This window comes from Kitasatospora sp. NPDC057512 (assembly GCF_042802135.1).
Taxonomy (GTDB): Bacteria; Actinomycetota; Actinomycetes; order Streptomycetales; family Streptomycetaceae; genus Kitasatospora.
Map to the genome: position 1 here is coordinate 1 of NZ_JBHVET010000248.1, position 10,640 is coordinate 10,640.

General features: G+C 72.1%; 10 protein-coding genes. 6 read left to right on the forward strand and 4 right to left on the reverse strand.

Annotated elements, in window-relative coordinates:
• Positions 1-242 precede the first annotated feature (242 nt).
• From ACFU6K_RS17995 to ACFU6K_RS18005, 3 genes are read right to left on the reverse strand one after another with little or no spacing between them, the layout of a single operon-like run.
• On the reverse strand, positions 243-1,319 hold the full coding sequence (locus ACFU6K_RS17995) for a low specificity L-threonine aldolase (protein WP_049650550.1): 1,077 nt from the start codon (positions 1,317-1,319) through the stop codon (positions 243-245).
• Complete coding sequence (locus ACFU6K_RS18000; RefSeq protein WP_079272480.1) at positions 1,316-2,074, reverse strand: SDR family oxidoreductase; 759 nt, start codon at positions 2,072-2,074, stop codon at positions 1,316-1,318. Before ACFU6K_RS18000 ends, ACFU6K_RS17995 begins: the two co-directional genes overlap by 4 nt.
• On the reverse strand, positions 2,071-3,471 hold the full coding sequence (locus ACFU6K_RS18005) for a DUF6421 family protein (RefSeq protein WP_380664086.1): 1,401 nt from the start codon (positions 3,469-3,471) through the stop codon (positions 2,071-2,073). The genes ACFU6K_RS18000 and ACFU6K_RS18005 overlap by 4 nt, the downstream gene beginning before the upstream one ends.
• Positions 3,472-4,007: 536 nt before the next feature.
• On the opposite strand from ACFU6K_RS18005, the gene ACFU6K_RS18010 reads away from it, so the two are divergent.
• From ACFU6K_RS18010 to ACFU6K_RS18030, 5 genes are all read left to right on the forward strand, one after another.
• Positions 4,008-4,895: an ABC transporter substrate-binding protein gene (locus tag ACFU6K_RS18010; RefSeq protein ID WP_380664088.1), complete on the forward strand. Its 888-nt coding sequence runs from the start codon at positions 4,008-4,010 to the stop codon at positions 4,893-4,895.
• Positions 4,896-4,948: 53 nt separating this feature from the next.
• Positions 4,949-5,863, forward strand: a complete 915-nt coding sequence (locus ACFU6K_RS18015) for an amino acid ABC transporter permease (protein ID WP_380664100.1) — start codon at positions 4,949-4,951, stop codon at positions 5,861-5,863.
• The gene (locus ACFU6K_RS18020; protein WP_380664090.1) at positions 5,860-6,618 is read left to right on the forward strand and encodes an amino acid ABC transporter ATP-binding protein; all 759 of its coding nucleotides are present in this window, start codon (positions 5,860-5,862) and stop codon (positions 6,616-6,618) included. The genes ACFU6K_RS18015 and ACFU6K_RS18020 overlap by 4 nt, the downstream gene beginning before the upstream one ends.
• A gap of 313 nt (positions 6,619-6,931) precedes the next feature.
• Complete coding sequence (locus ACFU6K_RS18025) at positions 6,932-7,486, forward strand: DUF5134 domain-containing protein (protein ID WP_380664092.1); 555 nt, start codon at positions 6,932-6,934, stop codon at positions 7,484-7,486.
• Between the two features lie 155 nt (positions 7,487-7,641).
• Positions 7,642-8,589 carry a M56 family metallopeptidase gene (locus ACFU6K_RS18030; RefSeq protein WP_380664094.1) on the forward strand — a complete coding sequence of 316 codons (948 nt, stop codon included), beginning with the start codon at positions 7,642-7,644 and terminating at the stop codon, positions 8,587-8,589.
• A gap of 52 nt (positions 8,590-8,641) precedes the next feature.
• Here the strand turns inward: ACFU6K_RS18030 and ACFU6K_RS18035 are convergent, their stop codons facing one another.
• The gene (locus ACFU6K_RS18035; RefSeq protein WP_380664096.1) at positions 8,642-9,076 is read right to left on the reverse strand and encodes a MarR family winged helix-turn-helix transcriptional regulator; all 435 of its coding nucleotides are present in this window, start codon (positions 9,074-9,076) and stop codon (positions 8,642-8,644) included.
• Between the two features lie 87 nt (positions 9,077-9,163).
• On the opposite strand from ACFU6K_RS18035, the gene ACFU6K_RS18040 reads away from it, so the two are divergent.
• The coding region (locus ACFU6K_RS18040; RefSeq protein WP_380664098.1) for an MFS transporter at positions 9,164-10,640 on the forward strand (1,477 nt) is incomplete at its 3' end.

Consider the following 10,640-nt stretch of genomic DNA (forward strand, 5'->3'; position numbering starts at 1 on the left):
AAGGAACGGACGCTTCCTTCGGACCGCCTTCCAGCGGACCCTCCGGGCTTCGTTCTTTCGTGTTTCCAGCTTATCAGATGTTTTCCGCTCCGTTTTCCGGAGTTTCATTCATCGGATTCGCTTTCCGCTTTGTCGCCCCGGTCTCCCGCGGCGTCTCCGGAACTGTACGGGCACCGGCCCGCCACATGCAAATCGCCCCGCCCCGCTGTCGCGGGACGGGACGATCCGTCGTTCGAGCACCGTCAGGCGCGGCCCATCTCCTCGGCGATGGCCGCCGCGAAGGCGTCGATGTCGGCCTCCGTGGTGTCGAAGGCGCACATCCAGCGGACCTCGCCGGTGTGCTCGTTCCAGAAGTAGAAGCGGTAGCGCTTCTGGAGCCGCTCGCTCACCTCGCGCGGGAGGATCGCGAACACCGCGTTCGCCTGGGCCGGGCGGACCACCTCGACGCCGTCGATCTTCCGGACCGCGGCCTCCAGGCGGCTGGCCATCGCGTTGGCGTGGCCGGCGTTGCGCAGGTAGAGGTCGCCGGAGAGCAGGGCCTCGAACTGGACCGAGACGAAGCGCATCTTCGAGGCGAGCTGCATCGAGGTCTTGCGCAGGTACGTGATGTTGCGCACCCGCTCCGGGTTGAGCACCACCACGACCTCGCCGAACAGCAGTCCGTTCTTCGTCCCGCCGAAGGAGAGCACGTCGACGCCCACGTCGGTGGTGAAGGCGCGCAGCGGCTGGCCGAGCGAGGCGGCGGCGTTGGCCAGGCGGGAGCCGTCCACGTGGACGAGCATGCCCAGCTGGTGGGCGTGCTCGGTGATCGCGCGGATCTCGTCGGCGGTGTAGAGGGTGCCGAGCTCGGTGCTCTGGGTGATGGAGACCGCGAGCGGCTGCGCGCGGTGCTCGTCGCCGAAGCCCCAGGCCTGCTGGTCGAGCAGTTCGGGGGTGAGCTTGCCGTCCGGGGTGGGGACGGTGAGCAGCTTGATGCCGCCCATCTTCTCCGGGGCGCCGCCCTCGTCCACGTGGATGTGGGCGGACTCGGCGCAGACCACCGCGCCCCAGCGCGGGAGCAGTGCCTGGAGGGCGACCACGTTGGCGCCGGTGCCGTTGAAGACGGGGTAGGCCTCGGCCTTGTCGCCGAAGTGGCGGCGGAAGACGTCCTGGAGGTGGGCCGTGTAGTCGTCCTCGCCGTAGGCGATCTGGTGGCCGCCGTTGGCGAGGGCTATCGCGGCGAGGACCTCCGGGTGCACGCCGGCGTAGTTGTCGCTGGCGAAGCCGCGAACGGCGGGGTCGTGCCGCCGTACCGCGTCCGTACGGGTGAGATCGGTCATCGGGCTGTCAGCCACAGGTGCTGTCCGTTCAGTTCTGCTGCGGGGCGGTCCCAGAGGCCCGCCAGGTGTCCGGCGAGGTCGGCGGTGTCGGTGAAGCCGGCGAACTTCGCCTCCGGCTTCTCGGCCCGCATTTCGGGACTGACCAGCGCCTTGATGACCAGGATCGCAGCCGCCGCGGTGGGCTCGCCGTCGGGGGCGGTGGTCTCCTTCTTGAAGGAGTCCGCCATGGCGAGGGTCCAGGCCTCGGTGGCGGCCTTGGCTGCCGCGTAGGCGGCGCCGCCGGCGGTGGGCTTGTGCGCGGCCGCGGCGGAGATCATCGCGTAGCGGCCGGCGGTGCTGCGGACCAGCGCGGGCTGGAAGGCCAGCGAGGTGTGCTGGAGGGTGCGCACGACGGTGTCGTGCAGGAAGTCCCAGTCGTCCAGCCGGGTGTCGAAGAAGGTCTTGCCGCCGCGCCAGCCGCCGACCAGGTGGAACAGGCCGTCGACGTGGCCGTGCTCGGACTCCAGGTGGTCGGCCCAGTCGTGGACCTCCTGGGGGTCGAGCAGGTCGATCACCTGACCGCTGACCTTGGCTCCGCGGACGGCCACCCGGGTGGCGTCCAGGGCGGACTCCAGGCGCTGGGCGTCGATGTCGGCGCCGATCACGGTGGCGCCGTCGGCGGTGAGGCGGCGCAGCACGGCCCGGCCGGCCGGGCCGCTGGCGCCGGCGACGGCGATGACCTTGCCGGCCAGCGGGGCGTTGGTGGAGGTGGTCACGCGGCGACTCCCTGGATCCCGGCGCCGGTGATGCCGGCGGTGGCGGCGATGACGCCGCTCAGCTTCTTGTTGAGGGCCTCGTAGAACATGCTCAGCGGGAACTCGTCCGGGAGCACGGCGTCGCACAGGGCCTTGTTGAGGGCCTTGCCGTCGGTGATGTCGAGCGGCAGGGCCTCGGAGCCCTTCGCCCAGGTGGAAGCCGGGTGCGGGGTGAGGTAGCGGGAGACCAGCTCGTACGCGGCGATCCAGTGGGCCGGCTTCGGCCGGTCGATGCCGTCGCGGTAGAGGGTCTCGATCTCGGCGCAGAGCGCGTTGGTGACCTGCGGGGCGCGCTCCCAGTCGATGCTGAGGCGGTTGTCGCGCCAGCGCAGCGCGTCGTGCTTGTGCAGGTAGGCGAAGAGCAGCTGGCCGCCGAGGCCGTCGTAGTTGCGCACCCGGTCGCCGGAGACCGGGAAGCGGAACAGGCGGTCGAAGAGGACCGCGTACTGGACGTCGCGGGCGTGCGGGTTGCCCTCGGTCTCCAGCTGCACCGCCTCCTTGAAGGTGGTGAGGTCGCAGCGGAGCTCCTCCAGGCCGTACATCCAGAACGGGCTGCGCTGCTTGATCATGAAGGGGTCGAACGGCAGGTCGCCGTGGCTGTGGGTGCGGTCGTGGACCAGGTCCCACAGGACGAAGGTCTCCTGCGCGCGCTGCTGGTCCTGGAGCAGGCCCTCGGCGTCGGCCGGGATCTCCAGGCCGAGCTGCTGGACGGCGCTGGTGGTGACGGCGCGGAAGCGCGCGGCCTCGCGGTCGCAGAAGATGCCGCCCCAGGTGAAACGTTCCGGCGCCTTGCGCGCGGAGACCGTCTCGGGGAAGAGCACGGCGGAGTTGGTGTCGTAGCCGGCGGTGAAGTCCGTGAAGGTGATCGGCACGAACATCGGGTTGTCGAAGCGGGTGCGCTCCAGCTCGGCCAGCCAGTCGGGCCACACGACGCTCAGCAGGACGGCTTCCAGGTTGCGGTCCGGGTTGCCGTTCTGGGTGTACATCGGGAAGACGACCAGGTGCTCCAGCCCGTCCTCGCGCTGGGCGGCGGGCTGGAAGGCGAGCAGCGAGTCCAGGAAGTCGGGCTCGCGGTAGCCGGTGTCGGCCCACTTGGCGAGGTCCGCGTCGACGGCGGCCAGGTAGGCGGCGTCGTGCGGGAAGTTCGGGGCGAGCTCCTGGACGGCGGCGCGAACGGTGGCGACCAGCGGGTCGACCGTGTGCCGCTGGACGGCGGCCAGGTCGATCGAGCCGTCCTTCGACTGGAGCGGGCGCAGCGTCTCGACGGCCTCCTTCAGGCGCAGCCAGGCCGGGTGGCCGGCGAGGGTCGAGACCGGGGCGTCGGCCGCCACAGCGAGCCTTGGCGAAAGATTCTGCATCGTGGACTCACTTCGACAGGAGTTATTTCAACGGGAACACCATAAGTACGAAAGGTTCTCCCGTTCAAGGGGGGCTGGACGGGCAAAGTTCCGGCGCACTGCCGCTCCGGCGCGGAAACCTTCGGCGGGAGGCGGGTTGTCCGGCATGTGGACAGTGATCTGGATGTTCTGGACAGATGCGCCGTTCTGATGCGAACCTCCCCGCATGCTCCCGGCGGTGATCACGGTGGCCGTACGCCACGACAGCCCGTTCCGGGCGCCCTCCCGTCGGCACGTCTGCCGTCGCTGTCGCTGTCGCGCGCGCGGCCTCTGCTGCCGCTGTCGCCGCTGTTGTTGACCGGCCTGCCGCCGACCCGGCTGCCGCCGGTCCGGCTCGGGGGGCGCCGCGGACGCGGGCCCGTACGCCGACCATGCCGCGTGTGTTCCGGCGCCGCCACCGGGGGGAAGTGACCCGCCGGGACGCGGGCCGCCCATCGCGCCCTCCCGTGCCCCTCACCTTCCTTCCGTCCCGCCGGTCCTTTCCCTGGAGCCCCGTCATGACCCTCCGCAAGCCGTCCGCCGTACTGCCCATCGCCGCGCTGGTCGCCGCCGCGGCCGTGCTGACCGCCTGCGCGCCGCAGGATTCGAAGTCCGACGCCGCCTCGGGCGCTTCGGGCGCGGCCGGGTCGGCGGCGGGCTGCGCACCGGGGGCGCTGGCCACGCGTACCGCCGGGACGCTGACCGTCGGCACCGACAAGCCCGCGTACGACCCGTGGTTCACCGAGGACAAGCCGGAGAACGGCAAGGGCTTCGAGTCCGCCGTGGCCTACGCGGTCGCCGAGAAGCTCGGCTACCCGAAGGAGAAGGTCAGCTGGGTGGTGGCGCCGTTCAACAAGGCGACCTCGCCGGGTGCCAAGGACTTCGACTTCGACATCAACCAGGTGTCCGTCAGCGACGAGCGCAAGCAGGCGGTGGACTTCTCCTCCGGCTACTACGACGTGCGCCAGACCGTCATCGCGCTGAAGAACTCCAAGGCGGCGGGGGCCAGGAGCATCGCCGACCTCAAGGGCGCCAAGCTCGGCGCGCAGGTCGGCACCACGAGCCTGGACACCATCACCGACACCATCAAGCCGAGCACCCAGCCGGCCGTCTTCGACTCCAACGACCTGGCCAAGGCCGCGCTGAAGAACGGCCAGATCGAGGCCCTGGTGGTGGACCTGCCGACCGCCTTCTACATCACCGGCGCCGAGGTGCCGGAGGCCCAGGTGGTCGGCCAGTTCGAGGTGTCCTCGCAGGCCGAGCAGTTCGGCCTGGTGCTGGACAAGGGCTCCAAGCTGACCGGCTGCGTCTCGCAGGCGGTGGACGCGCTGCGCGCCGACGGCACGCTGGCGAAGCTGGAGAAGCAGTGGCTCTCCGACGCCGTCTCGGCACCGGTGCTGAAGTGAGTGCTGACCTGGGCCCCCGGCCGAGCGGGGAGTCGTCGGGCCGGGAGGGCTCGGTGGACCTCGCCAAGGCCCCGGCGGTGCAGACCGGTGCGCCGGCCCCACGGACCGGTGCGCCGGCGGACGGCTACCGCCCGTCCGAACGGCGGCTGGCGCACGAGGCCTACCGGCGTTCCCGGGCCCGCCGCTCGGCGCTGATCGCCACCGCGTCGACCCTGGCGACGGCCGCCGTGCTCTACCTGCTGGTCGTCAACTCCCCCGGCTGGGAGGTGACTCGACGGACCTTCTTCAACCTCGACTACGCCCGCCAGGCACTGCCCGAGGTGTTGAAGGGGCTGCGGCTGAACCTGGAGCTGATGCTCGGCTGCGGGGCGCTGATCCTGGTGTTCGGGCTGCTGCTGGCGGTGCTGCGGACACTGCGCGGGCCGGTCTTCCTGCCGGTTCGGCTGCTGGCCACCGCGTACGTGGACTTCTTCCTCGGGCTGCCGATGATCATCTGCCTGCTGGTGATGATCACCGGGGTGCCGGCGCTGCGGCTGACCGGGGTGACCACCGATCCGCTGCTGCTGGGCGGGGCGGCGCTGGTGCTCACGTACTCGGCGTACGTCTCCGAGGTGTTCCGCTCCGGCATCGAGTCGGTGCACCCGAGCCAGCGCGCCGCGGCCCGGTCGCTGGGGCTGACCAACGCGCAGGCGATGCGGTACGTGGTGCTGCCGCAGGCCGTCCGCCGGGTGGTGCCGCCGCTGCTCAACAACCTGGTGAGCCTCCAGAAGGACACCGGGCTGGTCTCGATCGGCGGGGCGATCGACGCGGTGTACGCGGCGAAGATCATCGCGGCCCGGTCCTTCAACTTCACGCCGTACCTGGTGGCGGGGCTGGTGTTCATCGTGCTGACCATTCCGTTGACCCGGTTCGCCGACTGGCTGACCACGCGGATGAACCGCCGCCAGCTGCAGGGAGGTGCGGTGTGACGTCGAGCGAGGTGCTCCGGCTGGAGTCGGTGCGCAAGACCTTCGGCGGCCAGGTGGTGCTGCGCGACGTGGACCTCTCCGTGGCCGAGCACTCGGTGACGGCGCTGATCGGGGCGTCCGGCTCCGGCAAGTCCACGCTGATGCGCTGCGTCAACCTGCTGGAGGGGATCGACGACGGGGCGATCTTCCTGGACGGTGAGGAGATCACCGATCCGCGCGCGGACGAGGACGCCGTACGGCGCCGGATCGGTGTGGTGTTCCAGTCGTACAACCTGTTCCCGCATCTGACGGTGCTGGAGAACATCACGCTCGCGCCGCGCCGGGTGCACCGGGTCGCCCGGGCCGAGGCGGAGGCGCGGGCGCTGGAGCTGCTCGACCGGCTCGGCCTGGCGGCCAAGGCGAAGGAGTACCCGGACCGGCTGTCCGGCGGGCAGCAGCAGCGGGTCGCCATCGTGCGCGCGCTGGCCACCGGGCCGCGGCTGCTGCTCCTGGACGAGATCACCGCGGCACTCGACCCGGTGCTGGTCGGCGAGGTGCTGTCGGTGGTGCGGGACCTCAAGGAGCAGGGGATGACGATGGTCCTCTCCACCCACGAGATGGGCTTCGCCCGCGAGGTCGCCGACCGGGTCTGCTTCCTGGACGGCGGGGTGGTGCTCGAACAGGGGCCGCCGGAGCAGGTGTTCGGCGACCCGCGGGAGGAGCGGACCCGGCAGTTCCTCAGCCGGGTGGTCGCCTCGGGGCGGCTCCAGGGCTGACCGGGCACGCCCGACCAAGGGGTACGGCTGCGGTGTGGGGTGGGCGTGCGGCAGGTGCGCAATGGGCGTGCGGCCAGGGCTTTCGCAACGACGGGCACCACTGTGCGCCCCCGTACGCGCCCTGGCCGCGGCCTGCCGGGTGCGGTGATCGTGGACCGGACGTCCGTCGCCGCGCACGGGGGCGGCGCGCAGGCGACAGCCGACGGGTGACAACTGACAGCCGACAGATTTCATCATCTGTTCGCTGAAAGTTGTCCGTTGTCATCTGTTCGCCGCCCGCCGCCCCCTCGCCCACCGCCCCGGGAGGCCGCCGTTGCACGGACCCGCCCTGGTCAACTGGCTCCTCGCCCTCCTCGCCGCCGGCGCGGGCACCTCCTGCCTGACCCGGCTGCGCCACTCCCCCTGCGCCCCGGCCGGCGCACACCGGCCGCTCGCCCGTGAGTCCGACGCCGCCGAGGCCCTGATGGGGCTCGGCATGGCCGCGATGGCCGTCACCGGCGCCACCGTCCCGGCTGCCGTCTGGGCCGGGCTCTTCGGTCTCCCCGCCGCCGCCTTCCTGCTCGCCGCCGTCCACGCCCCGGCCGGCCGGGCGCACCGCCTGCACCACGCGGTCGGCGCGCTCGCCATGACGTACATGGCCCTCGCGATGGCGGGCGCCGCCGGCCACGGGCACCACCAGGCCGCCGCCCTGGGCCTTCCGGTGCTGACCGGGGCGCTCCTCCTCTACTTCGGCGGGTACACCCTCTGGGCCGGCAGCCGGTTGCTGCGCACTCCGGCGGGCGCCCTCGCGATCGGCACCGCCGGCCTGCCACAGGCCTGCCGACTCACCATGGGGATCGGCATGTTCGCCATGCTCCTGACCATGTGACGGCCGCGCGCCACGACTCTCCGGCACCCCAAGGCCCCCGTCCGGGCGTGGCGTTGGTCACTGGCCGGACGAAAGCCGTTCCACCGGACGTCGCCAGCGCCTAGGTTGGCAGGGAGCGCGTTGTCGCGTTCCGTGCGTACTCGGGGAGCCCATCGATGCCTGCCCTGATCGGCCTGCTGCTGCTCGGCCTGCTGCTCTCGACCGTCGCGCCCCGGCTGCTGGCCCGGGCCCGCTGGGCGGAGCGCGAACCGGTGCTGGCGCTGCTGGTATGGCAGTGCCTGGTGGTGGCCGTCCTGCTCTGCTGCGCGCTGGGCCTCCTCCTGGCGGCCTCCGCCGCCCTGCCGGAGCTGCGCGCGCTGCTGTTCCGCGGCGCGCCGCACGGCGTGGAGGCGGCGTACGGCCTCCAGGAGGCCGAGGGCTGGGGCCGGCTGTGCGCCGCGGCGCTGGCCGCGGGCGGGGTGCAGACGGTGCTGGCGCTCACCCGGGAGGTCCGCACGGCCAAGGCGCTGCGCAATCGCCGGCACGCCCAACTGGCCACCCGTGCACCCGAGTTGCCGGACAGCATCGAAAGCGACCGGAGCCGCCGGGAGCGGCTGGTGGTACTGGAGAACGTCCGCCCGGAGGCGTGGTCGCTGCCCGGTCCGGACTCCCGGCTGGTGGTCACCACCGGCGCCCTCCAGCAGCTGACCGACCGGGAGCTGGCGGCCGTGCTGAGCCATGAGCGCGGCCACGTCCGGGCCCGGCACCACTGGCTCCAGCAGTTCGCCCAGGCACTCGCCTCCGGCTTCCCCGGGGTCGGCGTGTTCAGCGCCTTCCGGGACCAGGTGGCGGAGCTGGTCGAGCTGGCCGCCGACGACCGGGCCGCCCGTCGGCACGGCCGGCACACCACCGCCCTCGCACTGGCCGAACTCAACCTGGACCGCGGGGTGTTCGGCTCCTGTCCGCCCGGCCTGGCGCAGTCCCCGAAGCGGGTCGACCGGCTGCTCGCGGGCCGTCCTCGACTCTCCGTCCCGCACCGGCTGCGGCTCACCGTCGGGGCGCTCGCTGCACCCGCCGTGGTCGTCCTGCTGGCCGCCGCGCCGGGGCTGCACTCGCTGCTCTGAGGCCGAAACCGCGCCAGGGCAGATTCCCTGACGATCCGTCAGCCAGGGACGGTCAGTCGGCGGACGACCCGCAGGCCGGCCCCGATCCGCCACCGAGGGTCAGCTCCAGCACCTGGCGGTGGAGCGGCCTGGCCTGCTCGTACCGTTCCCGCCCGGTCTCGGTGAGGGTAAGCAGGACGCCCCGCCGGTCGCTCTCGCACATCGCCCGGGTGACCAGTCCGGCCTTCTCCAGGCGGGCGATCAGCCGGGAGAGCGCGCTCTGGCTCAGGTGGACGGTGTGGGCCAGCTCGCTCACCCGCACCGCGGGTCCGCCGCCGCCCCCACACTCCTCGACGAGGCGCTCCAGCACCTCGAACTCGCTCATGCCCAGCCCGTACCGGTCGCCCAGCTCGCGGTCGAGCATGCAGGCCGCGGCGGCATGCCGGGCCAGCAGCTCGCGCCACTGCGCGACGAGACCGGTCTCCGCCGGGGAGTCGAGTTCTGCCACGCCGCCACCCTAGCACGTGCATTGGCAATTATTGCGTTCACATCTAATTCACTTGCATTGAATGCATGTGCATGTACTGTCCTCCCCATGACCACCGCGACCGTCTCACCACCCGATGCCCCGTCAACCAGCGGGCCGCACTGGACTCCCCGCCTCTGGGGCACCCTGATCGTGCTCTGCGCCGCCATGTTCCTGGACGCCCTGGACGTCTCCATGGTGGGCGTCGCCCTTCCGTCCATCGGCTCCGACCTGCACCTGTCCACCTCCACCCTGCAGTGGGTGGTCTCCGGCTACGTGCTCGGTTACGGCGGTCTGCTGCTGCTCGGCGGACGCGCCGCCGACCTGCTCGGCCGCCGCCGGGTGTTCCTGGTCGCCCTGGGCGTCTTCGCCGCCGCCTCGCTGGTCGGCGGCCTGGTCGACGACGGCGGCCTGCTGATCGCGGCCCGCTTCCTCAAGGGCGTCAGCGCCGCCTTCACCGCCCCGGCCGGCCTGTCGATCATCACCACGACCTTCGCGGAGGGCCCGGCCCGCAACCGCGCCCTGTCGATCTACACCACCTGCGGCGCCAGCGGCTTCTCGCTGGGCCTGGTGCTCAGCGGCCTGCTCACCTCGGTCGGCTGGCGCTGGACCTTCCTGATGCCCGTCCCGGTCGCGCTGCTCGCGCTGGTCTTCGCCGTCCGGCTGCTCCCCCGCCCGGTCGAGGAGCGCGCCAAGGGCGGCTACGACGCGCTGGGCGCGATCACCGGCACCGCGACCGTTCTGCTGCTGGTCTTCACCGTCACCGAGGCCCAGGGCGCCGGCTGGCTGAGCCCGCGCACGCTCGGCTCGATGCTCGTCGTCGCCCTGCTGGCCGCCGCCTTCCTGCGGGTGGAGAGCCGCGCCGCACACCCGCTGGTCCGGCTCGGCATCTTCCGCAACGGTTCGGTCGCCCGGGCCAACGTGGTCGCCTTCGCGATGACCGGCGCCTACGGCGGTTTCCAGTTCGTGGTCACCCTCTACCTCCAGCACCTGCTCGGCTGGTCGGCCCTGGAGATGGCCCTCGGCCTGCTCCCCGCCGCGGCCCTCATCGCGCTCTCGGCGCCCTTCATGGGCCCGATCGTGGACCGCTTCGGCACCGGGCGGCTGCTGCCGATCGGCCTGCTCTCGCTGGTCGCCGCCTTCGCGCTGTTCCTGCGGCTGGACGAGCACAGCTCGTACCCCGGCCTGGTGCTGCCCTCGATGCTGCTGCTCGGCGTGGGCTTCGCCTTCGCCTTCCCCTCGGTGAACATCGCCGCCACCGACGGCGTGGGCGACGAGGAGCAGGGCCTGGCCTCGGGCCTGGTGAACACCGCGATCCAGGTCGGCACCGCGGTGGTCCTGGCCGGAGCGACCGCGATGATCACGGCCGGCAGCGCGGGCGGCGACAGCCCGCAGGCCCAGCTGGACGGCTACCGGCCGGCCCTGCTGTTCGTCACGATGGTCGCCCTGGTCGGCCTGGCGGTCGCGGCGGCGGGCGCCCTGGTGGACCGGCGCCGCGCTTCAACTCCCCTGCCGGTGCCGGATTATGATTACCCATCAGTCGGGT